The sequence below is a fragment of the Streptomyces sp. NPDC052701 genome (assembly GCF_040678355.1).
In the GTDB taxonomy this organism is placed as follows: Bacteria; Actinomycetota; Actinomycetes; order Streptomycetales; family Streptomycetaceae; genus Streptomyces.
Genome location: NZ_JBFATO010000009.1, coordinates 136763 through 162502, shown reverse-complemented (window position 1 = coordinate 162502; position 25740 = coordinate 136763). Strand labels below are relative to the sequence as shown.

Sequence of the window (25740 nt, the reverse complement as noted above, 5' to 3'; positions counted from 1 at the left end):
GCCGCAGGGCCGTGTGCCGCAGGGCGTCCGCGGGATCCGCCGCGGCCGTCCGCGCCCCTTGCGGGGCGCCTCACCTCGTGGCGCCCTTCGTGAAGCCGTTGTAGATGTAGCGCTGCAGGCACAGAAAGACGATCAGGGTCGGCAGGATCACCAGGACCGCTCCTGCCGAGATCGTCTCCCAGTGGGCGCCGAAGGGTCCCTTGAAGCGGAACAGGGACGTCGAGATCACGCCAAGATCTTCGGACGGCATGTAGAGGAAGGGGATGTAGAAGTCGTTGTAGACGGTGATCCCCTTGACGATCACGACCGTCGCGACCGCCGGCTTCAGCAGCGGGAAGATGATCTTCCGGTAGATCGTGAAGGCGTTGGCGCCGTCCAGGCGGGCGGCCTCGTCCAGGGAGACGGGGATCGAGCGGACGAACTGCAGGAAGATGTAGACCGACACGATGTCCGTGCCCGTGTAGAGCAGGATCGGCGCCCAGAGGGTGTCGAACACACCGAGGCTGTCGACGATCCGGAAGGTCGCCACCTGGGTCGTCACCCCGGGGACGAGGGCGGCGACCAGGAACAGCCCGAGCACCAGCTTCCTGAAGCGGAACGTGAAGCGGTCGATGGCGTAGGCCGTCATCGAGCCGATGAGGACGGTTCCGCCCACGGCGACGAGCAGGATGACGGCCGTGTTGCCGAACGCCGCCGCCATCCGGCCGTCCCGGAAGGCCGTCCGGTAGTTGCCGAAGTTGAGCGGGTCGTCGGGGAGCGCGAGCGCGCCGCCGTCGTCCGCCATCTCCCCGGGGGACTTCAGGGACGTCAGGAACATCGCCGCGAGCGGCAGCAGGACGACCACCGTCGCCAGGACCAGCGACAGGTACACGAGGGTGCGGGCCACGGCGCGGCGCGTCATACGAGGTCCACCTTGTCGTCGGGGACGAGGCGCCGCTGCAGCCAGGTCACCGCCAGGACGATCAGCAGCAGCACGACCGCGGCCGCCGAGGCGAGCCCCGTCCTGTTGAACTGGAAGGCCAGCTTCACGGTCTGGATCACGAAGGTCTCGGTGCCGGTGGCGCCGCCGGTCATGATGTACGGGATCTCGAAGACCGACAGCGAGCCCGAGACGGACAGGATCACGCTCAGGGACAGCACCGGTCTGATCCCCGGCGCGATGATGTGGCGGAACTGGTGCCAGCGGTTCGCACCGTCCAGTTCGGCCGCCTCGTACAACTCCCCCGGGATGGACTGGATCGCGCCGAGGAACAGCACGAAGTTCAGGCCCAGATGGCGCCAGACCGAGACACCGGCGAGGGAGGCGTTCGCCGAGACGGGCGTACCGAGCCACGCGCGGTCGCTCTCCTGCCCGAACAGGCGCAGGACCGAGTCGAGGGTGCCCCCGTCCTGGAAGAAGTACAGGAAGACGAAGCCGATCGCGACCCCGTTGATCAGGTACGGGAAGAAGAGCACGCCCTTGAAGAAGTTCCGGAAGCGGACGTCGAAGCTCAGGACCGTCGCGAAGTAGAGCGCGGCGGCGATCTGCACCACGGAGGCGAGGAGGTAGTAGCCGCTGACGAAGAACACCTCGAACAGCCGGGGGCGGGTGAAGAGCTCGGCGTAGTTCCCGGCGCCCGTGTAGCGCAGTTCGGGGCTCACGCCGTCCCAGTCGGTGAAGCTGTACGCGACCATGTTGACGATCGGCGCGTAGGTGAAGGCGATCAGCAGGGCGAGCGGCGCGATCAGGAACAGCCAGGGCGTCCCGCGCCGCCACAGCCGCGCGCCGCGCGGCGCGGGGGCCGGCACGGGCCCGGCGGGCGCGGCCGGTGACACCGGCCGCGCCGCCTTCCGGGTGGTGTCGGTCATCAGGACCCCAGTTCGGCTTGCGTCCGGGTCCACCGCTCGCCGAGGCCGTCCAGGAAGTCGTCCAGGCTGCCCTCGCGGGCGCCGCGGGCGAGGTCGACGAGGTCCTGGCGGTAGTCGGGCTTGTAGATGCCGATCTCGGACCGGTTGTCGATGGACTTCACCTCGGCGCCCTTGGAGTCGTCGAGGTCCAGGATCCGGACCCCGGCCTCCTGGTACGGCTCGAGCACGTCGGGCAGGGGCGCGTCCTTGAGGGGGGACAGCGCCAGGTTGGCCTCGGCGTAGCCGGACTTGTCGGTGAACCAGTCGATCCAGGCGCGCGCGGCGGCCTTATTCCCGGAGTGGACGTTGACGGCCTGCTGGTAGTCGGGGGAGGTCACCGCGCAGAACACGCCGTCCTTCTGCGCCGGGAAGGGCATGAAGCCGATGTCGCCGGGGTCGGTGCCGGCCTGCTTCGCCGCCTCCCGCATCTGGACGACCGCCCAGGAGCCGAGCCACATCGTGGCGATCTCCCCCTTCGCCAGCCGGGGCTTGGACGCCTCCCAGTTCGTCGTGGTCGGGTCCTTCTCGGCGAGCCCCTGCCGCACGATGTCGTGCAGCAGCGTGTCGGCGACCCGCAGGTCGGCGCCGTCGGCCCACGGATCGCCCTCGGCGAGCCTCGTGGTGGCCCGCGCGTCACAGCCGACCGAGCCGTTGACGTTGGTCCACTGGGTCAGCGGCCACCTGTCCTTGAAGTTGGTGTAGTACGGGATCGCGCCGGTCCTCGCCCCGATGGCCTTCAGCGCGTCGAGGAACGCGGACGGGGTGGTCGGCCAGCCGGTGACACCGGCCCGGCTCCACACCTTCTTGTTGTAGACGAAACCCGGTACGACGCCGATCGGGCTCTGCCCGTAGACCTTGCCGCCCACGGTGGAGTAGTCGGTGAAGCGGTACTTCCCGCTGCGCTCGGCCCGGCTGCCCAGCGAGGCGAAGAACTTCGGGTAGTCCTTCTTCTCGATCACCGCGGGGATCATCAGGACGTCGCCGTAGTTCTCCGTGTTCATGCGGATCTTGACCTCGCCCTCGTAGTCGGTGAGGCCGTCGAACTCGACCTTCACCTTCGGGTGGGTCCTGGTGAACTCGGCGGCGTACTTCTTCATCGTCCCGTCCTGCACGAGGTCGGTGCGGTGGGTGAGGACCGTGATGGTCCCGCTCACCTTGCCGGGATCGTCCGGGGCCTCGGCGTCGGCGCCCTCGGAGGATCCCCCGGTGCCGGTGCAGGCGGCGGCCAGGAGGGCCAGGGCGGCGAGCGGGACGGCGAGTGCTGTGCGGCGGTTCATGTGCGTCAGCTCCGTTCTCGGGACGGACGAGCACTGCGGGTTGGCTGGTTCGGCACTCTGGCAGGCGGAAACTGAACCGGTAAAGTCTCTATTGCGCCAACGATGTCAAAACGTTCCCTGGAAATCGGTAAACCGGTTTAGGAGTGTGCATGCTTCAGGTCACACCGCTCACCGAGGGATGGACGCTGCGGCACGACGGGGAGGCGCTGCCGGCCGTGGTGCCGGGCTGCGTGCACACCGACCTCCTGGCGGCGGGGGTGATCCCGGACCCCTTCCTCGGCCGCAACGAGGCGGAGGTGGCCTGGGTGGGCCGGCGCGACTGGACGTACGAGACGGACCTGCGGGCCGGCTCGCACCACGAGCAGACCGACCTCGTCTTCGACGGGCTGGACACGGTCGCCGAGGTCCTGCTGGACGGCAGGCCGCTGGGCCGGGTGCGGAACATGCACCGCCCCCACCGGTTCGACGTGACCGGCCTGAGCGGCCGGCTCGCCGTGCGGTTCGTCTCCGCGTACGCCGAGGCCGGGGCCGTGCGGGGGCGGCTGGGCGAGCGGCCCGGCGCCTACGCCGAGCCCTACCAGTACGTCCGAAAGATGGCCTGCTCCTTCGGCTGGGACTGGGGGCCGACCCTGGTGACGGCCGGGATCTGGCGGCCGGTGCGCCTGGAGCACTGGTCGACGGCCCGCTTCGCCCGGGTGCGTCCGCTCGTCACCGTCGAGGAGGGTACGGGGCGGATCGAGCTGGCCGTCGACGTCGAGCGGACCCGGGTCGAGGCGCCGCTCACCGTCGAGGCGACGGTCGGCGGGGTGCGGGCACGCGGCGAGATCGACGGCACGCACGGGGCCGTACGGCTCCGGGTGCCGGACGCGCGGCTGTGGTGGCCGCGCGGCTACGGGGCCCAGCCGCTGTACGAGGTCGAGGTGACGCTGCTGCACGGTGACGAGGTGCTGGACCTGTGGCGGCGGCGCGTCGGCTTCCGCACCGTCGAGCTGGACACCGCGCGGGACACCCACGGCACCGGGTTCACCCTCGTCGTCAACGGCGAGCGGCTCTTCGCGCGGGGGGTCAACTGGATCCCGGACGACGTCTTCCCCTCCCGGATCACCCGCGAGCGGTACCGGGAGCGGCTGGCGCAGGCCGCCGGCGCGGGTGTGGACCTGGTGCGGGTCTGGGGCGGCGGGATCTACGAGAGCGAGGACTTCTACGACGCGTGCGACGAGCTGGGGCTGCTGGTCTGGCAGGACTTCCCGTTCGCCTGCGCGGCCTACCCGGAGGAGCAGCCGCTGCGGGGCGAGGTGGAGGCGGAGGCCCGGGAGAACGTCGTACGGCTGATGCCGCACCCCTCGCTGGTGCTGTGGAACGGCAACAACGAGAACCTGTGGGGCTTCAGGGACTGGGGCTGGGAGGGCCGGCTGGCCGGGGACTCCTGGGGCGAGGGCTACTACCTCGGCGTGCTGGCACGGGTGGTGGCCGAGCTGGACCCGACGCGGCCGTACACGGCGGGCAGCCCCTGGTCCGGGTCCTGGCGGCACCACCCGAACGACCCGGCGCACGGCACGCACCACTCGTGGGAGGTGTGGAACCGGCGGGACTACGCGGACTACCGGCTGAGCGTGCCGCGGTTCGTGGCCGAGTTCGGCTGGCAGGCGCCGCCCGCGTACGCCACCCTGCGCCGGGCACTGCCCGGCGAGGAGCTCGCGCCCGGCTCCCCCGGCATGCTGCACCACCAGAAGGCGGACGACGGCAACGGCAAGCTGGAGCGAGGGCTCGCACGGCACTTCGCCGTGCCGGAGGAGGACTTCGACCGCTGGCACTACCTCATGCAGGTCAACCAGGCGCGGGCGGTCGCCGCGGGGATCGAGCACTGGCGGTCGCACTGGCCGGTGTGCGCGGGCACGGTGCTCTGGCAGCTCAACGACTGCTGGCCGGTCACCTCCTGGGCGGCGGTCGACGGCGACGGACGCGAGAAGCCGCTCTACCACGAGCTGAAGCGGCTCTACGCGGACCGGCTGCTGACGATCCGCCGGGAGGGGGACGGACTGGTCCTGGCCGCCGTCAACCAATCGGCCGGGGCCTGGTCCCCCGCCCCGGTCCTGCGCCGGATGTCCGTCGGGGGCGCGGTCCTCGGCGAGGCGAGCGTGTCGCTGACGGCCGGGGCGCGGGCCGTGGCCGGCCTCGCCGTGCCCCGCGAGCTGACGCCCGCCGGAGCGGGGGAGTTCCTGGTCGCGGACGCGTGGGGGTCCCCCCGCCCGGGCGGGGCCGAGGGCGGGGGGAGGCTGCGCGCCCTGCACTTCACGGCGCCGGACCGCGAGATCCCCTACGTCAGGCCGCAGTTCGACGTGACCGTGGCACCCGGCGGCGACGTCACGGTCACCGCCCGTACCCTCGTACGGGACCTGCTGCTCCAGGCCGACCGGCTGGCCCCGGACGCCCGGGCCGACCGGGGGCTGGTCACGCTGCTCCCCGGCGAGCAGGTGACCATCGGGGTGCGCGGCTGGAAGACTCCGGACGCAGCCGCCGCCCGAGCCGCCCTGTACTGCGTGGAGCCCGCCTGATGCCATCGACGCCCACCGCCCGCGTCACCATCAAGGACGTCGCCGCGCGCGCCGGCGTGTCCAAGGGAGCCGTGTCCCTCGCCTTCAACCACAAGCCCGGCCTGTCGGAGGCGACCCGGGACCGGATCTTCCGGGCGGCCCGGGAGCTGGGCTGGGCGCCGAGCCCGACGGCCCGGTCGCTGGCCGGCTCGCGCGTGGACGTGGTGGGGCTGGCGGTCTGCCGGCCGGCGCGGATGCTCGGCCTGGAGCCGTTCTACATGGAGTTCATCTCGGGCGTGGAGAGCGTCCTGGCCGAGCGCTCCTGCTCGCTGCTGCTGCGGCTGGTGCGCACCCTGGAGGAGGAGGCCGGGCTGCTGGAGTCCTGGTGGCGGGGGCGGCACGTCGGCGGGTCGATCCTGGTCGACTTCCGTGTGGACGACCCCCGGGTGGCGCTGGCCGAGCGGCTCGGACTGCCGGTGGTCGCCGTCGGGCACCCCTCGCTGACCGGCGGTCTCACCTCCGTGTGGACGGACGACGTCACCGCCGTCACGGAGGCGGTGCGGTATCTCGCCGCGCTCGGGCACCGGCGGATCGCCCGGGTCGGCGGCGCGGCCGGCCTCGGGCACACCGCCCTGCGCACGGCCGCCTTCGACGAGGCGGCCCGTGCGCTGGAGCTGGCCGGGGCCTGGCAGGTCGCCACCGACTTCTCCGGGGACGCGGGCGCCCGGGCCACGCGCTCGCTGCTGGCCGCCGCGCCGGCGGACCGGCCGACGGCCATCGTCTACGACAACGACATCATGGCGGTGGCGGGCCTGTCGGTGGCGGCCGAGATGGGCCTGCGCGTCCCCGCCGACGTCTCCCTGCTGGCCTGGGACGACTCCCAGCTGTGCCGGCTCACCCACCCGACCCTGTCGGCGATGAGCCACGACGTGTACGGGTTCGGGGCGGAGGTGGCGCGGACGCTGTTCGGTGTGATCATGGGGGAGGACCCGGGCTCGCACCCGGTACCGACGCCGGTGCTGACGCCCAGGGGCTCCACGGCTCCTCCGAACGTGTGACCTTCGCCGCTTGGGGCGGGGAGACTGGGCAGTTACGTTACCCATAAGTAGCATGGGCCTGAGCGCGCGCTCAGTGCATGCGTGCCGCAGCAGTGCCATCCCGCACCCTGGAGGAGAGCCATCGTGCCTCGTACCGTCAGGGACGTCGTCTTCGTCGACGGCGTCCGCACCCCGTTCGGCAAGGCGGGCCCGAAGGGCATCTACCACGAGACCCGCGCCGACGACCTGGTCGTCAAGGCGATCCGGGAGCTGCTGCGCCGCAACCCCGGTCTCGACCCGAAGAAGATCGACGAGGTCGCCATCGCCGCGACGACGCAGATCGGCGACCAGGGCCTGACCATCGGCCGCACCGCCGGCATCCTGGCGGGTCTGCCCACCTCGGTCCCGGGCTACTCCATCGACCGCATGTGCGCCGGCGCCCTGACCGCCGTCACCACGGTCGCCGGCTCCGTCGCCTTCGGCGCGTACGACGTCGCCATCGCCGGCGGTGTCGAGCACATGGGCCGCCACCCGATGGGCGAGGGCGTGGACCCCAACCCGCGCTTCGTCTCGGAGAAGCTGGTCGACGAGTCCGCCTTGTTCATGGGCATGACCGCCGAGAACCTGCACGACCGCTACCCGCAGATCACCAAGCTGCGCGCCGACGAGTACGCCGTGCGCTCGCAGGAGAAGGCGGCCAAGGCCTACGCCAACGGCAAGATCCAGGCCGACCTGGTGCCGATCTCGGTGCGCCGCACCAACCCGGAGGGCGGCGAGACCGGCTGGGGCCTGGTCACCGCCGACGAGCCGATGCGCCCGGGCACCACGCTGGAGAACCTCCAGGGCCTGAAGACGCCGTTCCGTGTGCACGGCCGGGTCACCGCGGGCAACGCGGCCGGTCTGAACGACGGCGCCACCGCCTCGATCATCGCCTCCGAGGAGTTCGCCCGCGCCCACGACCTGCCGGTCAAGATGCGCCTGGTCTCCTACGCCTTCGCCGGCGTCGAGCCCGAGGTCATGGGCTACGGGCCGATCCCGGCCACCGAGAAGGCCCTCGCGCAGGCGGGCCTGTCCATCTCCGACATCGGCCTGTTCGAGATCAACGAGGCCTTCGCCGTCCAGGTCCTGGCCTTCCTCGACCACTACGGCATCGCCGACGACGACGAGCGCGTCAACCAGTACGGCGGCGCCATCGCCTTCGGCCACCCGCTGGCCTCCTCCGGCGTCCGCCTGATGACGCAGCTGGCCCGCCAGTTCGAGGAGCAGCCGCACGTCCGCTACGGCCTGACCACCATGTGCGTCGGCTTCGGCATGGGCGCGACGGTCATCTGGGAGAACCCGCACTTCGAGGGGGACAAGTGAGCACCACCGCCGAACTGCTGAGGGGCGCGGCCGAGCTGTTCCCCGACGAGGTCGTCACGACCGCGCACGTACGCCACTTCGACCTGCCCCTGGGCGCCGGGCGCTTCGCCCTGATCACCCTGGACAACGGGCACGACCACACCAAGCCGACCACCTTCGGCCCCCAGTCGCTGGCGAACCTCAACACCGCCATCGACCAGGTGGAGAAGGAGGCCGCGGACGGCGAGATCGTCGGCGTCGGCATCACCGGCAAGCCGTTCGTCTTCGCCGTCGGCGCCGACCTCAAGGGCGTCGAGCTGCTGAAGGAGTGGGACCACGCCCACGCCATCGGCAAGGGCGGCCACGAGGTCTTCAAGCGCCTCGCGGGCCTCGCGGTGCCGACGTTCGCGTACTACAACGGCGCGGCGATGGGCGGCGGCGTCGAGGTCGGTCTGCACTGCACCTACCGCACGGTGTCCGCGGCCGTCCCGGCGTTCTCCCTGCCCGAGGTCTTCCTCGGCCTGGTCCCCGGCTGGGGCGGCTGCACCCTGCTGCCGAACCTGATCGGCGCCGACAAGGCCGTCTCGGTGATCATCGAGAACAGCCTCAACCAGAACAAGCAGCTCAAGGGCGCGCAGGTCTACGAACTCGGCATCGCCGACGCGCTGTTCGAGGGCGCGGACTTCCTGGAGCAGTCGCTCGTGTGGACCGCGTCCGTCCTCAAGGGCGAGATCGTCGTCGAGCGCCCGGTGATCGACCGCGGCGAGGCCTGGGACCAGGCCGTCGCCAGGGGCCGCTTCGTCGCCGACTCCAAGGTGCACGGCGCCGCCCCGGCCGCCTACCGCGCCCTGGACATCATCGCCGCCGCCAAGGACGGCGACCTGCAGCGGGGCTACGACGCCGAGGACGAGGCGCTCGCCGACCTGATCATGGGCGGCGAACTGCGCGCCGGCATCTACGCCTTCAACCTGGTGCAGAAGCGCGGCAAGCGCCCCGCGGGCGCCCCGGACAGGAACCTGGCCCGCCCGGTCACCAAGGTCGGCGTCGTCGGCGCCGGTCTGATGGCCTCCCAGCTCGCGCTGCTGTTCCTGCGCCGCCTGGAGGTCCCGGTCGTCCTGACCGACATCGACCAGGAGCGCATCGACAAGGGCGTGGGCTACGTCCACGCCGAGATCGACAAGCTGCTCGGCAAGGGCCGCATCAACCAGGACAAGGCCAACCGCCTCAAGGCGCTGGTGACCGGTGTCCTGGACAAGGCCGAGGGCTTCGCGGACGCGGACTTCGTCATCGAGGCCGTGTTCGAGGAGATGGGCGTCAAGCAGCAGGTGTTCGCGGAGGTCGAGGCGGTCGCCCCGGCGCACGCGATCCTGGCGACGAACACCTCCTCCCTGTCGGTGACGGAGATGGCGTCGAAGCTGAAGAACCCCGAGCGGGTCGTCGGCTTCCACTTCTTCAACCCGGTCGCCGTGCTGCCGCTGCTGGAGATCGTCCGCGGCGAGCGGACCGACGACGCCTCGCTCGCCACCGCCTTCGCGGTGGCCAAGAAGCTGAAGAAGACCGCGGTGCTGGTCAAGGACGCCCCGGCGTTCGTCGTGAACCGCATCCTGACCCGCTTCATGGGCGAGATCCAGAACGTCATCGACGAGGGCACCCCGGTCGAGGTGGCGGAGAAGGCGGTGGAGCCGCTCGGCCTGCCGATGTCCCCGCTGGTCCTCCTCGAACTGGTCGGCCCGGCGATCGGCCTGCACGTCTCGGAGACGCTCAACCGGGCGTTCCCGGACCGCTTCACGGTCTCCCCGAACCTCAAGGCCGTCGTCGAGGCCGGCAAGCGCGGCTTCTACGTCTACGACAGCGGCAAGCCCGAGCTGGACCCGGAGGTCGCCGCGCTGCTCAAGCAGGGCGACACCGTCCTGACCGAGGAGCAGGTGCGGGCGCGCGTGCTGGACGCGGTGGCGCAGGAGATCGGGCTCATGCTCGACGAGGGCGTCGTCGCCGAGGCGCAGGACATCGACCTGTGCCTGATCACGGGCGCCGGCTGGCCCTTCCACCTGGGCGGCATCACGCCGTACCTGGACCGCGAGGGCGTCTCCGAGCGGGTGAACGGCAAGCGGTTCCTCGCCCCGGGCGTGGCGAGCGTCCCGGCGTAACGGCCGTACGCGAGGAGGGCCTCCGCCGTCGGCGGGGGCCCTCCGTCGTTCCCCGGACGGCGCCTCGGCCGCGGCGGGCCGGGCCCTCGGGTTCGACCGGCCCGAGAGCAAGGCCGACGGCCGCTGTCCGGTGTGCCGCGGCATCCGCACGGTGCGCGGGCCGCGACCACTGGGGGAAGACGGGGGCCGCTTCGTGTGAGTTTCATGTGAATTCAAGGCCCGTCGGACGCTGACTTCGGGATCGTCCCAGGTCACGGGCTCGGCGTTCCCATGAGACGTTGATGTTCGTCCAGATGTGACACACGTCGGCGCCCGACAGTGGAGCGGTGCGCGTGACGGTCGCGTGCACCGCACCGGCTCTGGAGTGCTCGTGATCGAGGTATGTGGCCTGACGAAACGCTACGGCGAGGTTCTGGCCGTGGATGATCTCACCTTCGCCGTCCGCTCCGGGGAGGTGACCGGTTTCCTGGGGCCCAACGGCGCCGGCAAGTCGACCACCCTGCGCATGGTCCTGGGCCTGGATGCCGCAAGCTCCGGCACCGCCACGGTGGGCGGGCGGCCGTACGCGTCGCAGCCCGCGCCGCTGAAAGCGGTCGGTGCGCTGCTGGACCCCGGTGCGGTTCTGCCCAGCCGCACCGCCTATCACCACCTGCTGGCGCTCGCGGCCGGCAACGGGATTCCGCGCAGCCGTGTGGACGAAGTCCTGGCGGAGGTCGGGCTGGAGAAGGTGGGCCGGCGCCGCACGGGCACGTTCTCCCTGGGCATGCGCCAGCGGCTGGGCATCGCCGCGGCACTGCTCGGCGACCCTCCGGTGCTGGTCTTCGACGAGCCGCTCAACGGGCTGGATCCGGAGGGCATCGTGTGGATCCGCTCGTTGATGCGCAAGATGGCCGCCCAGGGTCGCGCGGTGCTGATGTCCAGCCACCTGATGAGCGAGATGGAACTGACCGCCGACCACCTCATCGTCATCGGCCGCGGAAAGCTGATCGCTGACACGACGATGAAAGACTTCATCGAAGCGCACTCCGAGCGCGAGGTCCTGGTGCGCACCCCGCAGGCGGAGATGCTGCGCGGCCTGCTCACCGAGGCCGTGGACGTTCGTGCCGAGAACACCGACACCCTGGTGGTGAGCGGTCTGGAAGCTGCGGCGATCGGAGCGAAGGCAGCGGCCGGGGGCGTGGAACTGCACGAGCTGACCCCGCGCCAGGTGTCCCTGGAGAAGGCGTTCATGGACTTGACCCGCGATGCGGTGGAGTACCAGGCAGACAAGGAGACGAGCCGATGAGCCGTACCACGCAGCTCCCCACGGGGCCGGCGACGGCCCGCCGGGGCATGCCCACGCGGCGGCCCCGGCCGGGCCCGGGCCGTGCAACGGCCGGCGGGGCGGCCTTCTGGCGCAGCCTGCACGCCGAATGGATCAAGATCCGTACGATGCGGTCGACGCTGTTCGTGATCCTGGGCACCCTGGCGTGCACCATCGGGCTGGCCGCGTTGAACGGTTCGTCCGCCGGCGGCGAGGTCGCGGGGATGAGCCCCGCGGACCGGGCGTCGTTCGACCCGCTGGCCACCAGCATGCGCGGCTATCTGCTCGCGCAGATCGCGCTCGGCCTGCTGGGCGGCCTGGTCATCACCTCCGAGTACGGGGCACGCACCATCGTCCCGACCCTCACGTCCGTGCCGCACCGGGCGCGGGTGCTGGCCTCCAAGGCCCTGGTACTGGTGGGAGTGGCGCTCCCGGCCGGGATCGTGGTGTCGCTGGCCGGCTTCCTGGTCGGGCAGGCGACGCTGTCCGGGGCAGGCGCTCCGAGCCTGGCGCTCACCGACGGCGTGGCACTGCGCGGCATCATCGGCGGCGGCCTGTACCTGGCACTGGCCGGGCTCTTCGGCCTGGCCCTGGGCACGGTGATCCGCTCCACGACGGCTACCGTGACCACGCTGTTCGGCGTCATGCTGATCGTGCAGGCGTTCGCTCCGGCGCTGCCCGGCGGGATCGGCGACTGGGTGTCCAAGTACTGGCCGCCGATCGCCGGCGGGCAGATCATCACCAGTGTCCAGGACCCCGGGCTGCTGGAACCCTGGGCCGGATTGGGCGTGATGGCCGGGTGCGTGGCGGTCTTGCTGGCGGCGGCGTTCATCGTCTTCCGCAAGCGCGACGCCTAGGGCCTGTCGTCACATTCCCGCCGTCCGCCCGGAGGGCGGGACCCGCGGCGTCAGGTGCGTGCTCCCTGCGTGCCGGGCGCGGACCCTCGTACTGGATGTGTACTCGGGTCTGCGCCCGGTGCGGCGAGAGGGCGTGCAGGGCGTCGCGGGGCAGGCGGGAGTTCGACGACAGGCCCCAGCGGGCCGGGACAGTGAAGACACGGGATCGGCGGCCGGAGGCGCGCGGCATGACAACGACGGCGGCACAGAGACTGCTGGTGGTGGAGGACGAGCCGACGCTGCGTGAGCTGCTGTCCGCCAGCTTGCAGCTGGCCGGCTTCGAGGTGATCCCGGCCGAGACGGGCGCACAGGCGCTGGAGGCGGTCCGCGAACAGCGCCCCGACTTGATCGTCCTGGACGTGATGCTGCCCGACTTCGACGGCTTCGAGGTCGCCCGCCGCCTGCACGAGCGCCCCGCCGGAGCCGGGAGCGGCACGGGCGGGCACCCGCCCATCCTGTTCCTGACCGCGCGGGACGCGGCCGAGGACCGGATCAGCGGTCTGCGGGCCGGCGGCGACGACTACGTCACCAAGCCCTTCAATCTGGAAGAGCTCGTCTTGCGCATCCGGGCCGTGCTGCGCCGCACCAGCGGCCGCCGGAGCGACGGGCTGCTGGTCGTGGACGACCTGGAACTGGATCCCGACAGTCATCAGGTGACCCGGGGCGGTCAGCCGGTGAGGCTGTCCCCGACCGAGTTCAGCCTGCTGCGCGTACTGATGGAGAACGCCGGGCAGGTCCTGTCCCGGGATCAGCTCCTGGACCAGGTGTGGCACTACGACTTCGACGGGGACGACTCCATCGTCGCCTCCTACATCAGCTACCTGCGCCGCAAGATCGACGCGGGTGAACCCAAGCTGATCCACACGGTGCGCGGCACCGGCTACGTGCTGCGCAGGACCCGCGCATGACCGCCGCCTCCGCACGCGGGCCGATCAGCCGACTGTCATTGCGCGGGCGGGTCGTGGCCATCACCTTGCTTCAGGTGGTCGCCGCCCTGCTCGCCAGCAACGCCCTGCTGGTCACGCTGTTGGAGCGGCAGCTGGTGCACCAGCTGGACGGCCGGCTGCACGCGGCTGCCACGACGGCGGCGCGCCTGCCGGTCCCGGCCGACGCACCGGGGCAGGACGAACCGCAGCTGCGCGGCTCGGGGGAGGGCGAACTGGTCGGTGACGTGTACGTCGCCTACCTGAACGCCGACGGCCACGTCCAGCGCACGCTGCGCCCGGCCACCGGCAGCGCCCCGCGCCTGCCGGTACTCGACCGCGCGGCGGTCCGGGAGCGGCAGGCACGAGGCGCCTTCACGGTCCCGGCCCAGGGCGGCGGGGACGACTGGCGGGTGATCACCCTGCTGCTGGAGAGCGCCGGCCGGCCGGGAGCGGGCACAGCCGCTTCCGGCAGTGTCGTGGCGGCCGGTTCGCCGGCGTCGGTCAACGCGACGATCCGGCACCTGGGTGTGTGGATGCTGGTGATCGACTCTCTGGTGCTCGCCCTGTTGGGCATCATCGCCTGGTTCGCCGTGCGGGCCGGACTGCGGCCGCTGCGGCGCATCGAGACGACGGCCGCGGCCATCGCCGGCGGCGATCTGTCCAGCCGGGTACCGGAGCCGGCCACCACCAGCACTGAGCTGGGACGTCTGTCGGCCGCTCTCAACGGCATGCTCGACCGGATCGAGGCCGGGGACGCGGCCCGCGCCGCCACCAACGAGCGCATGCGTGCCTTCCTCGCGGACGCCAGCCACGAACTGCGCACCCCGCTGTTCGGGATCAAGGGCTTCACCGAGCTCTACCGGATGGGCGGCATGCCCGAGCGCGGAGACGTCGACGGGGCCATGAGCCGCATCGAACAGGAGGCGGCCCGCCTCGTGCGGATCGTCGAGGACCTGCTGCTGCTGGCCCGGCTCGACGAGGAGGGCGCCGCCGAGGCGCGCCTGCCGCTGCAGCTCACCCCGATGGACCTGCGCACCCTGGCCGCCGACGCCCTGCACGACCTGCGTGCTCTGGCCCCCGAGCGTCCCGTCACCCTGACCGGCCCGGGTGGCGGCCCGCCCGGCCGCGCCCCGGTGCTCGGTGACGAAACGCGCCTGCGCCAGGTGACCTCCAACCTCGTCGGCAACGCCATCGCCCACACCCCGCCCGGCACCCCGGTCCGTATCGGTGTGGGCACCCTGGAAGGCCGGGCCGTCCTCGAGCTGAGCGACCAAGGGCCCGGGATGACCGCCGAACAGGCCGCCCGCGTCTTCGACCGCTTCTACCGCGCCGACTCCGCCCGCGGCCGGACCCGGATGGGCGGTGCCGGCCTCGGCCTGTCCATCGTCCGCTCCCTGGTGAGCGCGCACCACGGCCGTGTCGACGTCGACACCGCACCCGGCCGGGGAGCCACCTTCCGCATCCTGCTGCCGCTGCACACCGACAGTCCCGCCACCGGTTCCTGAACCGCTCCCCGCCGCGGACCCCGGCTCAGGCCGTCCTGTCCTGCGGCGTGTCCGGCGGGACTTCCCGGGCCCCGGTGCACCGCACGCAGGAGACCTGTACGCAGGGGGCGCCACGCCCGCGGCGCCCTGCTTGATCTCCAGTACACGGGATTGCCGATGCGGCCGACGACACGCACACAGCCGCCCCGCGAGGGCGAGCGACGTTCCCGATACCCCCGTCCCCGGCACCACGCCGGGGACGGCCTCGGACGCGAAGGACTCGGTGATCGCCGCACGAGCAGGGCGTTCTCGGCCGGCCCGTCGTCCGCGGTCACGTGGGCGCCCCGGGCGGCGGTCCTCCGCGTCCTCGGACCGGTCGGGTGCCCGCAGGCGCCGTGGTGCGGGCCGCCGTCGTACTCGGGGTGTCCGGAAGGGACGGGCGATCCTCGCTCCCGGCGATCCGTCAGACCTCGCGCCAGGCCTCCAGGGCCAGTCCCGGCTCGTCCTTGCGGCGGGTCAGGCGCAGGTCGCCGTCCGGGGTGAGGGTGGCGGCGACGACCCGCCCGGCGGCGTCCTCCGCGAGGGCCACCCGGGTGCCCGTCGGCAGGCTCGGCCCGGACTCGGTCCACCACAGGCCCGCCGCCTCCCGCTCGGTCGGGTAGGCCGCGAAGACGACCCGCCCCGAGGCCGAGCGCTGGGCGAGCAGCGTGCAGTCGTGGCCGTCGATGTCACAGCGCAGGGCCGCCACGGGACCCGGGCCCGCCGCGGCGAGCAGGGGCGCCGGTTCCCCGCCCGGCCGCCAGGCGTACAGCATGCCGTCGGGGCCGGAGAAGAACAGGGTGGTGCGCTCCTTGGAGGTGGGCAGCGCGCTCAGCGTGCCGGGCTCGACGTCCACCGGCAGCGGGTCCGCGGCCACGGGACGGGCGCCCGGCTCCTCCTGGATCCAGCGCAGCACCCCCCGCGGGTGGGTGGCGTACAGCTCCACGCGCCCGGACCCGCCCGTGACGGCGACGAGGTGCTCGTGCACCTCGGGGGCCTTCAGGTCGTGCCAGCCGTTCCAGCCGCCCCGCTCCTTCTGGTTGACGGTGTGCACGCCCTTGTCGCGGTTGTGCACGAAGACGTAGGCCCGGCCCTCGGCGTCGACGGCGACCGCGGGCATCCCCGTCCGGTCGCCCTTCTTGTCGGGGTGGCCGATCGGGATCCAGTCCAGGGGCGCGAGCAGCGGCCGGAAGTGCGTGGAGTGCACGAGGCCCGACTCGCCGGGCACGGTGGGCCGCCACGCGACCAGGTGCGCGTAGCCGTCGCTGCCCTGGCCGACCGCCAGTCCGGGACGCAGCTTCTGGTCGCCGCCGACCTTGCGGGGCGCCTCCCAGGGCCCCCCGGGGACGCGCTCGGCGCGGCACAGGACGGCGTCGCCGGACGGCAGGTAGACGGTGAGGCGGCCGTCGCGGCCGCGCAGGAGCCAGTCGCCGTTCACCGGATCACTCTAAGCCGGTGCCCGCGCACACCGCGGCCCGACCCTGCCGGACCGGACCGGCCGGCGGCCGTGGGACCCTGGCGGCATGAACGACACCACCGCCCTGCTCGTCGTCGTCGACGCCGCGAACGTCGTCGGGTCGGTGCCCGACGGCTGGTGGCGGGACCGGCGGGGGGCCGCGGAGCGGCTGCGGGACCGGCTGGCGGCGAAGGGGCTGCCGGGGCACTGCGGCCCCGTGGAGCTGGTCCTGGTGGTGGAGGGCGCGGCGCGGGGGGTGGACTCCGTCCCCGGCGTACGGGTGGAGTCGGCCCCCGGCAGCGGCGACGACCACCTGGTCGACCTGGTCGCCCGGGCGGGTGACCGTCCCGTCCTGGTGGTCACCGCGGACCGGGAGCTGCGCGAGCGGGTGCGGGAGCTGGGGGCGGAGGTGACGGGGCCGCGTGCCGTGCGCGGCTAGGACCTGTCGCCGGACTCCCGTCGTCCGCCCGGAGGGCGGGCCCCGCGGCGCCGGGTGGGCTCTCGGCGGGCCGGGCGCCGGCCCTCGTACGGGGGGGATGTACTCGGGTCTGCGCCCGGTGCGACAGGCGTGCGTGCAGGGCGTCGCGGGGCGGGCGGGAGTCCGACGACCGGGCCTGGGGTCTCTGCCGGGAAGGGGCGGGCGGCTCGGCGGGCACGGCGGCGCGCGTCCGGCCCCGCGCGTGCCCCAGGAGCGGGGCGCACGGGGCCGGAGGCGCAGCGGCTGCCTACCGGACGTCGCCGCCGGGCGGCCCGACCACCTCGTCGGGGGTGGTCTCCGTACGGCGTGCCAGGCGGCTGTGGCCGCGGCCGTACAGGAAGTACACGACGAAACCGATCGCCATCCAGATGGCGAAGCGGATCCAGGTCTCGGCCGGCAGGTTCAGCATCAGCCACAGCGAGGCGCCCACGGACAGGATCGGGATGAACGGCACCCAGGGGGTGCGGAACGCGCGGTGCAGGTCGGGGCGGGTCCTGCGCAGGATGATCACGCTGATCGCGACGATCACGAAGGCGAACAGCGTGCCGATGTTCACCAGCTCGGCCAGTTCGCTCAGGCTGGTGAAGCCCGCCACGATCGCGATGATCACACCAAGCAGGATGGTCGGCCGGTGCGGGGTCTTGAACCGGGGGTGGACGCGGGAGAAGAAGCGGGGCAGCAGTCCGTCGCGGCTCATCGCGAAGAAGACGCGGGTCTGGCCCAGCAGCAGGATCATGCACACCGTGGTCAGGCCGACCGCGGCGCCGAAGCTGATGAAGCCCGCGTACCAGGGGTGGCCGGTGGCCTTGAAGGCGTCGGCGAGCGGGGCCTCCTCGGACAGCCGGGTGTAGTTCTGCATGCCGGTGACGACGATCGACACCGCGACGTACAGCGCCGTGCAGATGAACAGGGAGCCGAGGATGCCGCGCGGCATGTCCCGCTGCGGGTTGCGGGTCTCCTCGGCGGCCGTGGCGACGATGTCGAAGCCGATGAAGGCGAAGAACACCACGGAGGCGGCGGTGAAGATGCCCATGACGCCGAAGTTGGACGGCGCCCAGCCGAAGATCACCTGGATCAGCGGGGAGTCCAGGCTCTGGCCCGCCGCCACGGGCTTCGCCTCGGGGATGAACGGGTCGTAGTTGGCGCCGTTGACGAAGAAGGCGCCGGCGATGATCACGACGAGGACGACGGTCACCTTGATGGCGACGACGACCGAGGTGACCCGGGCGGAGAGCTTCATGCCGAGGACGAGGATGCCGGTGAGCGCCAGCACCAGGAGCGCGGCGAGGATGTCGAAGCTGAAGCCCTCGGCGCCGGTGGGCCCGGTGAGCGCCTCGGGCATCTGCCAGCCCGCGTTGTCCAGCAGTGAGCGGATGTAGCCCGACCAGCCGACGGCCACCACCGCCGTGCCGAGCGCGAACTCCAGGACCAGGTCCCAGCCGATGATCCAGGCGGGCAGCTCGCCGAGGGAGGCGTACGAGAAGGTGTACGCGGACCCGGCGACCGGCACCGTGGAGGCGAACTCGGCGTAGCACAGCGCGGCCAGCGCGCAGACCACGCCGGCCGCGGCGAACGCCAGGGCCACCGCGGGTCCGGCGTTGTTCCTGGCGACCGTACCGGTGAGGACGAAGATGCCGGTGCCGATGATGACACCGACGCCGAAGACGGTCAGGTCCAGCGCGGACAGGGACTTCTTGAGCGCGTGCTCTGGCTCCTCGGTATCGAGGATGGACTGCTCGACCTTCTTCGTCCGGAAGAGGCTGCTGCTCACGGGGGACCTCCCACGCTTGTCGTCCTCGACATGATCGAGAGGGGGCGTAGGCCGTATGCCCCGGCGCGCGTGCGTTCACGCGGATGGGCCGGTCACACCACTGCAAAGAGTAGTGAAACCGGCCCATCCGGACCTTCTGGTTTGCGTCAGTCGCGCGCGGACTCCACGGAGCCGACGGTGTCGGCCGCACCGCGCTCGAACCGGCCGTCCAGCTTGGCGACCAGCCCGGTGACCTGGCGGGCGATGTCGGGCGCGGTCAGCCCGATCTCGGTCAGCACCTCGGCGCGCGAGGCGTGGTCCAGGAAGCGCGGCGGGATGCCGAAGTCGCGCAGCGGGACGTCGACGCCGGCGTCGCGCAGGGCCTGCGCGACCGCCGAGCCGACACCGCCGACGCGGGAGTTGTCCTCGACGGTGACGACCACGCGGTGCTGCTCGGCGAGCGGGGCCATGGCCTCGTCGACGGGCTTGACCCAGCGCGGGTCGACGACGGTGGTGGAGATGCCCTGCCGGTCGAGCAGGGCGGCGACCTCCAGGCACATCGGCGCGAGCGCGCCGACCGAGACCAGCAGCACGTCGGGGCGGTCGGTGCCGGGCTCGCGCAGCACGTCCATGCCGCCGACCCGTCCGACGGCCGGCACGGCGGGGCCGACGGCGCCCTTGGAGAAGCGGACCACGGTCGGCGCGTCCGTCACCTCGACGGCCTCGCGCAGCTGGGCGCGGACCTGGTCGGCGTCGCGCGGGGCGGCCAGGCGCAGGCCGGGCACGACCTGGAGGATCGACATGTCCCACATGCCGTTGTGCGAGGCGCCGTCGGTGCCGGTGATGCCGGCCCGGTCCAGCACGAAGGTCACCCCGCACTTGTGCAGGGCGACGTCCATGAGCACCTGGTCGAAGGCGCGGTTGAGGAAGGTGGCGTACACGGCGAAGACCGGGTGCAGTCCGCCGGTGGCCAGGCCCGCCGCGGAGACGGCGCCGTGCTGCTCGGCGATGCCGACGTCGTAGACCCGCTCGGGGAAGCGCTTGGCGAACTTGTCCAGGCCGACCGGCTGGAGCATGGCGGCGGTGATGGCGACGATGTCCTCGCGCTCCTCGCCGAGCCGGACCATCTCCTCGCCGAAGACGGAGGTCCAGTCGGCGCCGGAGGAGGCGATCGGCAGGCCCGTGTCGGGGTGGATCTTGCCGACGGCGTGGAAGCGGTCCGCCTCGTCCTGGAGGGCGGGCTGGTAGCCGCGGCCCTTCTCGGTCAGGCAGTGCACGATGACGGGCCCGCCGAAGCGCTTGGCGCGGGAGAGCGCCGACTCCAGGGCCTCGATGTCGTGGCCGTCGATCGGGCCGACGTACTTCAGGCCCAGGTCCTCGAAGAGGCCCTGCGGGGCGATGAAGTCCTTCAGGCCCTTCTTGGCGCCGTGCAGGGTGCCGTAGAGAGGCTTGCCGACGACCGGCGTGCGCTCCAGGACCTCCCTGGTGCGGGCCAGGAAGCGCTCGTAGCCGTCGGTGGTGCGCAGGGTCGCGAGGTGGTTGGCGAGGCCGCCGATGGTGGGGGCGTAGGAGCGCTCGTTGTCGTTGACGACGATGACCAGGGGGCGGTCCTTGGCGTCGGCGATGTTGTTCAGCGCCTCCCAGGCCATGCCGCCGGTCAGCGCGCCGTCACCGATGACGGCAACGACGTGGCTGTCGCGCCGGAGCAGCTCGTTGGCCTTGGCCAGGCCGTCGGCCCAGCCGAGGACCGTGGAGGCGTGGGAGTTCTCGATGACGTCGTGCTCGGACTCGGCCTGCGAGGGGTAGCCCGACAGGCCGCCCTTCATCTTCAGCCGGGAGAAGTCCTGCCGGCCGGTGAGCAGCTTGTGGACGTAGGACTGGTGACCGGTGTCCCAGAGGACCTTGTCCTTGGGCGAGTCGAAGACCCGGTGCAGGGCGATGGTGAGCTCCACCACACCGAGGTTGGGGCCGAGGTGGCCGCCGGTCTTGGAGACCGCGTCGACGAGGAAGGTCCGGATCTCCTCGGCCAGCTGGTCCAGCTCCTCCAGGCTGAGCCGGTCCAGATCGCGCGGTCCCCTGATGCGGGTCAGCAACGGCACCCGTGCCTCCTTGCAGTAGAGCTGTTCGAGCTGTCGCCGGGCTTGTCGAGTCTAATGTTCCGCCCCGCCGGAACGTGTCGGGGCGGTGCGTCGTACGTCACGCGGTGGGCTTTACCCATCCCGCGTCCGCACCATGGCACGGCTGTGCCCGGCACCACCGTCGGTGCCGGGCACAGGAGTCGGGGCGGGTGCGGCTAGGCGCGGCCCGCCGTCTTCTGCGTCTTGCGGGTGACCGAGTCGATCACGACCGTGGTCAGCAGCACCGCCGCGGTGATCATGTACTTCACCGGCTCGGCGATGGACTCCAGCTGGAGGCCGTACTGGATGGAGACGATCACCAGGACACCCAGCAGGGCGTTCCAGGTGCGGCCCCGGCCGCCGAAGAGCGAGGTGCCGCCGATCACGGCCGCGGCGATCGCGTTCATCAGCAGGTCACCGGTACCGGCGCTCTGGTTGGCCGAGGCGATCTTGGAGGCCAGGAAGAGGCCGCCGATCGCGGCGAAGCCGCCCGAGATGGCGAAGACCGAGATCCGCACCGCCGTGACGTTGATACCGGCACGCCGGGAGGCCTCGACGCTGCCGCCGAGCGCGAAGATCTTCCGGCCGTACGCGGTGCGCCGCAGCACGAAGTCGGTGGCCACCAGGAAGGCCAGGAAGATCACCGTGGCCAGGGGCAGGCCCTTGTACTGGTTGTACATGAAGGCCGCGGCGAAGGAGACCACCGCGAGCAGTCCGGTGCGCAGCAGCAGGTCGCTGAGCGGCCGGGACGGGATGCCCGCGGCCTCGCGGCGCCGGTTGCCGAGGAACGAGCTCGCGAAGAACACCGCGACGACGACCGCGGCGAGGCCGTAGGCGGCGGCGACGTCCGTGAAGAAGTACGTCGTCAGCTGGCCGATGAGGCCGTCGCTGTCGAGGTTGATCGTGCCGTTCTCGCCCAGGATCTTGAGCATGAAGCCGAGCCAGAACAGCAGGCCGGCCAGGGTCACGGCGAAGGCGGGGGCGCCCAGCACCGCGAAGAAGAAGCCGTGCAGCGCGCCGATGGCCGCGCCGGCGACGACGGCGAACAGCACCGCCACCCACTCGTTCCAGCCCTGGTTCACGGCGAGGACGGCCGCGATGGCGCTGGCCGCGCCGCTGACGGAGCCGACCGAGAGGTCGATCTCGCCGAGCAGCAGCACGAACACGATGCCGACGGAGATCATGCCGGTGCCGACCATCGTGACGGTGATGTCACTGATGTTCTGCGCGGACAGGAACGCCGAGTTCAGGCTCTGGAAGATGACGCAGATGATGACCAGGCCGAGGATGACCGGGAGGGACCCGAGCTCACCGGCCTTCATCTTGCGCTTGAACTCGGTGAGGTAGCCCCCCAGGCCCTGTTCGCGGACCAGCAGGCGGGGGTCGACCGCGGTCACCGCGGCCGCGGCGGCCTCGGGGTTGCCGACGGCGTGCTCGTCCTGCGGCGCCGAGGAGGTCTTCTCGATGCTCACTTGGATACCTCCCCGTTCGTGGTGCGCGACGCACGGCGGGTCACGGCGTTGTCGGTCGCGCCGGTGATGGCGGCGATGATCTCTTCCTGCGAGGTCGTCTTGACCTCGAAGACACCGTTGTTGCGGCCCAGCCGCAGCACGGCGACCTTGTCCGCCACGGCCTTCACGTCGGCCATGTTGTGGCTGATGAGGATGACGGCGTGGCCGCGCTCGCGCAGCCGCTCGACCAGGTCGAGGACCTGGGCGGTCTGCTCGACGCCGAGGGCGGCGGTGGGCTCGTCGAGGATGACCAGCTTGGGCTCGCCGAGCATCGAGCGGGCGATGGCCACGGTCTGGCGCTGACCGCCGGAGAGCGAGGCGATCGGGATGCGCACGCTGGGGATGCGGATCGACAGGGTCTGGAGCAGGTCGCGGGCGCGCCGCTCCATCTCGACCTCGTCGAGGATGCCGCGCCGCTTGATCTCGCGGCCCAGGAACAGGTTGCCGACGACATCGATGTTGTCGCACAGCGCGAGGTCCTGGTAGACGGTCGCGATGCCCAGGTTCTGGGCGTCGTGCGGCCGGCTGATCTGGACGGCCTTGCCTTCCCATTCGATGGCGCCCTCATCGATGGGGTGCACGCCGGCGATCGTCTTGACCAGCGTGGACTTTCCGGCTCCGTTGTCGCCGACCAGGGCGACCACTTCACCGGCGTGGACCTCAAGCTCTACGTCGGTGAGCGCCTGGACGGCACCGAACCGCTTGGAGACCCCGCGCAACGCCAGCACGGGCGTAGCGGACACGTGAACCATCTCCTTCGCCGCCTGACCCGGCGGAAGGTAGTGCAGAAAGTTGGAGGAACGTTCCGTCCGACGCCCCGCGCGAGAGCTTGCGGGGCTGTGGTGGCGCGGGGCGCCGGACGAGTCGTGGGCAGTCGGTCCCGTACGGACTTCCGGTGCCGGGATTCGGGCCGAATTCCGGGGCCGGAGCGGGACCGGTGCTGCTTACTTGATGCCGAGCTTGTCGCAGGCGGACTTGTACTTGCCCGTGCAGATCTCGGCGGCGGTGTAGACGCCGTCCTTGATGACGGTGTCCTTCACGTTGTCCTTGGTCAGCGAGGTGACCGGGACGAGCACGGACGGGACGTCCTTGGCGCTGTCGCTGGAGACCTTGTCCTTGGCGATGGAGCCCAGGTCCTCACCCTTGGCGAGCGCGACGGCCATCTCGGCGGCGGCCTCGGCCTCGGGGGCGTACGGCTTGTAGACGCTCATGAACTGCTCACCGGCGATGATGCGCTGCACCGCGGCGAGTTCGGCGTCCTGGCCGGTGACCGGGATGTCACCGATGCCGGCGGCCTTCAGGGCGGTGATGATGCCGCCCGCCATGCCGTCGTTGGCGGAGTAGACACCGTCGATCTTGCCCTTGCCGAGCGCCGAGATCGCCGCCTCCATGTTGGCGTTGGCGTTGTCCGGCGACCACTCCTTGGTGTCGTACTCCTTGCCGATCTTCACCTTGCCGTCGAGGGCCTCGTGGGCGCCCTTCTTGAACTGGGCGGCGTTCGGGTCGGTGACCGACCCGTTCATCATGACGATCTGGCTGTCCTTGGCCTTGTCGCCCAGCTGCTCGAGGAGGGCCTTGCCCTGGGTGCGGCCGACCTCGACGTTGTCGAACGAGGTGTAGGCGCTGATCGGTCCCTCGGCCAGGCGGTCGTACGCGACGACCTTGATGCCGGCGTCGACGGCCTTCTGCACGGAGTTCTTGATGGCCTTGGCGTCGACCGCGTCCAGGATCAGCACGTCCACCTTGCTGGTGATCATCGTGTCGACCTGCTGGGCCTGGAGGCTGGCGTCCTGGCGGGCGTTGTTGTACTGGATCTGCGCCTTGTTGTCCGTCAGCTCCTTGATCTTGCCTTCGATCAGCGGGCGGTCGAACTTCTCGTAGCGCGCGGTCTTGTTCTCCGGCAGCAGCAGACCGACCTTGATGTTGTCGCCCTTGGCGGCGGAGCCGGTGGCCTCGCCGCCGTCGCCGCCGGACTCCTTGGCGCTGCCACAGGCGGCCAGCGAGACGGCCAGCGCGCTCGAGGCGATGGCAACGGCGGCACGACGCATACGCGTGTTCACTTCAGAAACCTCCCTGACGAGGCCGCGTCGTTGCGGCCGAGGTGGCTGGAAGTCAACTCGGCCGCACGTACGACGTCAAGAAGTAAATCCTTAACGAGATGGCAACGGTGCCATCCGTTCTCTAAGTGAAGGCAGGGGTGGCCGCATGGAGCGTGCCGTCCAAAAGGGTTGAATCACCCATCTCACTGAGGGCCAGAGCAAGTGCTCCCAGCACTTCCGCGCGGCCACCGAGCGCCCCGGGGAGAACGGAGAGCTGACGTGCCGCACTGGGGATCGCATAGCGGCCGACGGACTCCCGGATCGGCCCGAGCACCAGCTCGCCGGCCTCGGCGAGATCACCGCCCAGGACGACCCGGCTCGGGTTCAGCAGGTTGCACAAATTGGCCACTCCACTGCCGATGTGGCGGCCGACGTCGGCGATCACCCGACGGCAGCCCGGGTCGCCCTCCCGCGCCAGCCGTACGACACCCTCCATCGTGAGGTCGGTGCCGTGACTGGACTGGAGGAGCGGGAGCACGTAGCGCGCCGCCGCGAAGGTCTCCAGACAGCCTCGATTGCCGCAGCGGCAGACGGGACCGGACTCGTCAAGTGTAATATGCCCTATTTCACCCGCCGTGCCCCCCGGGCCGCGGTAGATCTTCCCGTCGATCACCAGCCCCGCGCCGACACCGCTGGCGACCTTGATGTACGCCAGGTCGCGCACGCCCCGGCCGCCGCCCCAGACCATCTCGCCCAGGGCGCCGAGGTTGGCGTCGTTGTCCACGTGCACCGGCACGCCGAGCCGCCCCCGCAGCTCCTCGGCGGGCTTGGTGCCGGTCCAGCCGGGCAGGATGGCGGTCGAGCCCAGTGTTCCGGACTCCACGTCGATCGGGCCGGGCACGCCGAGCCCCACGCCGGCGATCTTGGCGCGATCCACGCCGGTCGCCTCGATCAGCCGGTTGACCAGCTGTTCCGCCCGGTCGAAGCCCTGGGCGGAGGAGGCGTCGACGTCCAGCGGCTCGGACTCCTCGGCGAGCACCTGGTGGGCGAGGTTCCCGATCGCGACCCGCAGATGCGCGTGGCCGAAGTCCACGCCGATGACGATGCCGGCGTCCCCGCTCAGCGACACGCTGCGGGCCCGGCGGCCCCCCGCCGAGGTCGGCGTGACCTCGACCGTTCCGCCCTCCTTGAGCTCCCGGACGATGTTGGAGACCGTGGCCGCGGACAGGCCCGTCGTCCTCGCGATCTCGGCCTGGGTGAGGGAACCCGCCAGGCGGACGGCACGTACGACCCGCTCCAGGTTGGCTCGGTGCAGCGACGACTGCGACCCCGGAGTCTCCACGACGACCTCCTGCGCGCGGGACCGCTTCGATGAGGCCCCGTCCATGTCCAACTAGTGAACTCTAAGCTGAGCTGTTCGGGTTGCCTCCCGTCAAGAGGTTGAACTGTTTCCACGTCCGTGCCCCCGCGCGCTCCCGCCGCCCCCGGCGGCGGGAGCGGCGTGTGCGCGGACGGTCG

Annotated in this window: 19 protein-coding genes; 9 read left to right on the top strand and 10 right to left on the bottom strand. The window is 71.5% G+C overall.

Annotation, left to right across the window (positions count from 1 at the left end; all coding sequences use genetic code 11):
- Window positions 1-70: 70 nt before the first annotated feature.
- The 3 genes from AB0L29_RS13700 to AB0L29_RS13690 are packed head-to-tail and all read right to left on the bottom strand — an operon-like array spanning window position 71 to window position 3164.
- A complete protein-coding gene (locus AB0L29_RS13700; RefSeq protein WP_365826605.1) occupies window positions 71-901 on the bottom strand; it encodes a carbohydrate ABC transporter permease in 831 nt (276 codons plus the stop codon).
- Window positions 898-1848, bottom strand: coding sequence for a sugar ABC transporter permease (locus AB0L29_RS13695; protein WP_365826603.1), 951 nt, complete (start codon window positions 1846-1848; stop codon window positions 898-900). Before AB0L29_RS13695 ends, AB0L29_RS13700 begins: the two co-directional genes overlap by 4 nt.
- Complete coding sequence (locus tag AB0L29_RS13690) at window positions 1848-3164, bottom strand: ABC transporter substrate-binding protein (protein WP_365826601.1); 1317 nt, start codon at window positions 3162-3164, stop codon at window positions 1848-1850. Before AB0L29_RS13690 ends, AB0L29_RS13695 begins: the two co-directional genes overlap by 1 nt.
- A gap of 149 nt (window positions 3165-3313) precedes the next feature.
- Here AB0L29_RS13690 and AB0L29_RS13685 point away from each other — a divergent pair, with 149 nt between their 5' ends.
- The 8 genes from AB0L29_RS13685 (at window position 3314) to AB0L29_RS13650 (ending at window position 14853) form a co-directional block, all read left to right on the top strand.
- Window positions 3314-5719: a glycoside hydrolase family 2 protein gene (locus AB0L29_RS13685; RefSeq protein ID WP_365826599.1), complete on the top strand. Its 2406-nt coding sequence runs from the start codon at window positions 3314-3316 to the stop codon at window positions 5717-5719.
- Window positions 5719-6756, top strand: a complete 1038-nt coding sequence (locus AB0L29_RS13680; RefSeq protein ID WP_365826597.1) for a LacI family DNA-binding transcriptional regulator — start codon at window positions 5719-5721, stop codon at window positions 6754-6756. The genes AB0L29_RS13685 and AB0L29_RS13680 overlap by 1 nt, the downstream gene beginning before the upstream one ends.
- Before the next feature lie 123 nt (window positions 6757-6879).
- Complete coding sequence (locus tag AB0L29_RS13675) at window positions 6880-8097, top strand: acetyl-CoA C-acyltransferase (RefSeq protein WP_365826595.1); 1218 nt, start codon at window positions 6880-6882, stop codon at window positions 8095-8097.
- Window positions 8094-10223: a 3-hydroxyacyl-CoA dehydrogenase NAD-binding domain-containing protein gene (locus AB0L29_RS13670; RefSeq protein ID WP_365826593.1), complete on the top strand. Its 2130-nt coding sequence runs from the start codon at window positions 8094-8096 to the stop codon at window positions 10221-10223. The genes AB0L29_RS13675 and AB0L29_RS13670 overlap by 4 nt, the downstream gene beginning before the upstream one ends.
- A 370-nt stretch (window positions 10224-10593) precedes the next feature.
- A complete protein-coding gene (locus AB0L29_RS13665; protein ID WP_365826707.1) occupies window positions 10594-11508 on the top strand; it encodes an ATP-binding cassette domain-containing protein in 915 nt (304 codons plus the stop codon).
- Window positions 11505-12383, top strand: a complete 879-nt coding sequence (locus AB0L29_RS13660) for an ABC transporter permease (protein WP_365826591.1) — start codon at window positions 11505-11507, stop codon at window positions 12381-12383. Before AB0L29_RS13665 ends, AB0L29_RS13660 begins: the two co-directional genes overlap by 4 nt.
- A 227-nt stretch (window positions 12384-12610) precedes the next feature.
- Window positions 12611-13330 (top strand): response regulator transcription factor, encoded by a 720-nt coding sequence (locus AB0L29_RS13655; RefSeq protein ID WP_365826589.1) that lies wholly within the window; start codon window positions 12611-12613, stop codon window positions 13328-13330.
- A complete protein-coding gene (locus AB0L29_RS13650) occupies window positions 13327-14853 on the top strand; it encodes a HAMP domain-containing sensor histidine kinase (RefSeq protein ID WP_365826587.1) in 1527 nt (508 codons plus the stop codon). The genes AB0L29_RS13655 and AB0L29_RS13650 overlap by 4 nt, the downstream gene beginning before the upstream one ends.
- Window positions 14854-15295: 442 nt before the next feature.
- On the opposite strand, the gene AB0L29_RS13645 is transcribed toward AB0L29_RS13650, so the two are convergent.
- Window positions 15296-16309: a hypothetical protein gene (locus AB0L29_RS13645; protein ID WP_365826585.1), complete on the bottom strand. Its 1014-nt coding sequence runs from the start codon at window positions 16307-16309 to the stop codon at window positions 15296-15298.
- Window positions 16310-16394: 85 nt separating this feature from the next.
- Between AB0L29_RS13645 and AB0L29_RS13640 the strand changes: the two genes are divergently transcribed.
- On the top strand, window positions 16395-16766 hold the full coding sequence (locus tag AB0L29_RS13640) for an NTP pyrophosphohydrolase (RefSeq protein WP_365826583.1): 372 nt from the start codon (window positions 16395-16397) through the stop codon (window positions 16764-16766).
- A gap of 286 nt (window positions 16767-17052) precedes the next feature.
- On the opposite strand, the gene AB0L29_RS13635 is transcribed toward AB0L29_RS13640, so the two are convergent.
- The 6 genes from AB0L29_RS13635 to AB0L29_RS13610 all read right to left on the bottom strand — a co-directional run bounded on the left by AB0L29_RS13635 (window position 17053) and on the right by AB0L29_RS13610 (window position 25564).
- On the bottom strand, window positions 17053-18576 hold the full coding sequence (locus AB0L29_RS13635) for an amino acid permease (RefSeq protein ID WP_365826581.1): 1524 nt from the start codon (window positions 18574-18576) through the stop codon (window positions 17053-17055).
- A 146-nt stretch (window positions 18577-18722) separates the two neighbouring features.
- Window positions 18723-20654, bottom strand: a complete 1932-nt coding sequence (gene dxs / locus AB0L29_RS13630; RefSeq protein ID WP_365826579.1) for a 1-deoxy-D-xylulose-5-phosphate synthase — start codon at window positions 20652-20654, stop codon at window positions 18723-18725.
- A gap of 194 nt (window positions 20655-20848) precedes the next feature.
- Window positions 20849-22144: a sugar ABC transporter permease gene (locus AB0L29_RS13625; protein WP_365826577.1), complete on the bottom strand. Its 1296-nt coding sequence runs from the start codon at window positions 22142-22144 to the stop codon at window positions 20849-20851.
- Window positions 22141-22935: an ATP-binding cassette domain-containing protein gene (locus AB0L29_RS13620; RefSeq protein ID WP_365826575.1), complete on the bottom strand. Its 795-nt coding sequence runs from the start codon at window positions 22933-22935 to the stop codon at window positions 22141-22143. The genes AB0L29_RS13625 and AB0L29_RS13620 overlap by 4 nt, the downstream gene beginning before the upstream one ends.
- 192 nt (window positions 22936-23127) lie before the next feature.
- On the bottom strand, window positions 23128-24231 hold the full coding sequence (locus AB0L29_RS13615; protein ID WP_365826705.1) for a substrate-binding domain-containing protein: 1104 nt from the start codon (window positions 24229-24231) through the stop codon (window positions 23128-23130).
- A 133-nt stretch (window positions 24232-24364) separates the two neighbouring features.
- Entirely contained in the window at window positions 24365-25564 is a 1200-nt protein-coding gene (locus tag AB0L29_RS13610) for an ROK family transcriptional regulator (RefSeq protein ID WP_365826573.1), read from the bottom strand.
- Window positions 25565-25740 lie beyond the last annotated feature (176 nt).

Excerpts from the sequence above, each read along its gene's own strand:
- AB0L29_RS13660 (WP_365826591.1), top strand. The coding sequence starts at position 11,505 with ATGAGCCGTACCACGCAGCTCCCCACGGGGCCGGCGACGGCCCGCCGG.
- AB0L29_RS13680 (WP_365826597.1), top strand. The coding sequence starts at position 5,719 with ATGCCATCGACGCCCACCGCCCGCGTCACCATCAAGGACGTCGCCGCG.
- AB0L29_RS13685 (WP_365826599.1), top strand. The coding sequence starts at position 3,314 with ATGCTTCAGGTCACACCGCTCACCGAGGGATGGACGCTGCGGCACGAC.
- AB0L29_RS13695 (WP_365826603.1), bottom strand. The coding sequence starts at position 1,848 with ATGACCGACACCACCCGGAAGGCGGCGCGGCCGGTGTCACCGGCCGCG.
- AB0L29_RS13690 (WP_365826601.1), bottom strand. The coding sequence starts at position 3,164 with ATGAACCGCCGCACAGCACTCGCCGTCCCGCTCGCCGCCCTGGCCCTC.
- AB0L29_RS13615 (WP_365826705.1), bottom strand. The coding sequence starts at position 24,231 with ATGCGTCGTGCCGCCGTTGCCATCGCCTCGAGCGCGCTGGCCGTCTCG.
- AB0L29_RS13700 (WP_365826605.1), bottom strand. The coding sequence starts at position 901 with ATGACGCGCCGCGCCGTGGCCCGCACCCTCGTGTACCTGTCGCTGGTC.
- AB0L29_RS13620 (WP_365826575.1), bottom strand. The coding sequence starts at position 22,935 with ATGGTTCACGTGTCCGCTACGCCCGTGCTGGCGTTGCGCGGGGTCTCC.
- AB0L29_RS13655 (WP_365826589.1), top strand. The coding sequence starts at position 12,611 with ATGACAACGACGGCGGCACAGAGACTGCTGGTGGTGGAGGACGAGCCG.
- AB0L29_RS13640 (WP_365826583.1), top strand. The coding sequence starts at position 16,395 with ATGAACGACACCACCGCCCTGCTCGTCGTCGTCGACGCCGCGAACGTC.
- AB0L29_RS13650 (WP_365826587.1), top strand. The coding sequence starts at position 13,327 with ATGACCGCCGCCTCCGCACGCGGGCCGATCAGCCGACTGTCATTGCGC.